2 protein-coding genes are annotated in these 641 nt (G+C 69.9%); both read right to left on the reverse strand.

Going from position 1 to position 641, the window contains the following annotated elements; translation table 11 throughout:
- Positions 1 to 317 (reverse strand): gamma-glutamyl-gamma-aminobutyrate hydrolase family protein (locus tag E6R62_RS38145; RefSeq protein WP_168714318.1); only part of this gene is annotated, 317 nt, incomplete at its 3' end.
- Entirely contained in the window at positions 314 to 499 is a 186-nt protein-coding gene (locus E6R62_RS38150; protein ID WP_018553860.1) for a hypothetical protein, read from the reverse strand. The genes E6R62_RS38150 and E6R62_RS38145, both read right to left, overlap by 4 nt.
- Positions 500 to 641: the final 142 nt, after the last annotated feature.

The raw sequence follows: 641 nt of genomic DNA on the forward strand, positions 1-641 counted from the left end.
TTGCCGTGGAGCAGTTCCGGCGCCCGGTCCACCACGCCGCCGTAGGCGACCGCCATCGACTGCATACCGAGGCAGACGCCGAAGACCGGGACGCCTGTCTCCGCGCAGTGGCGGACCATCTCGATGCAGACGCCCGCCTGCTCGGGGGCGCCGGGCCCGGGCGAGAGGAGGACGCCGTCGAAGCCGTCCTGGGCGTGGGAGGTCCGCACCTCGTCGTTCCGCACGACCTCGCACTCGGCACCGAGCTGGTAGAGGTACTGGACGAGGTTGAAGACGAAGCTGTCGTAGTTGTCGACGACCAGGATGCGGGCACTCATCGGCCGGCCCCCGTCGCCGCGCTCGCGCCGTCGACCGTCACGTCACCGAACGGAAGCAGCGGCTCCGCCCACGGGAAGACGTACTGGAACAGCACGTAGACGACCGCCAGGGCGAGCACGAGCGAAATCAGCCCGCGCACCCACGCGTTGCCCGGCAGATGCCGCCAGATCCAGCCGTACATCCTGACCCCTCCATTCGGTACGGGTCCAGAGTAAGGGGCGGGGGGCCGGCCGTGGGGCAGCTGTGGAAAGCCGTGGACGGGCCATGGAGAGCCGTGGGACAGCAGGCCGGCATAACCCCAGACCAGATCGAGCGCCAGGGCG

It is taken from the genome of Streptomyces sp. A1136 (genome assembly GCF_004795055.1).
Taxonomy (GTDB): domain Bacteria; phylum Actinomycetota; class Actinomycetes; order Streptomycetales; family Streptomycetaceae; genus Streptomyces.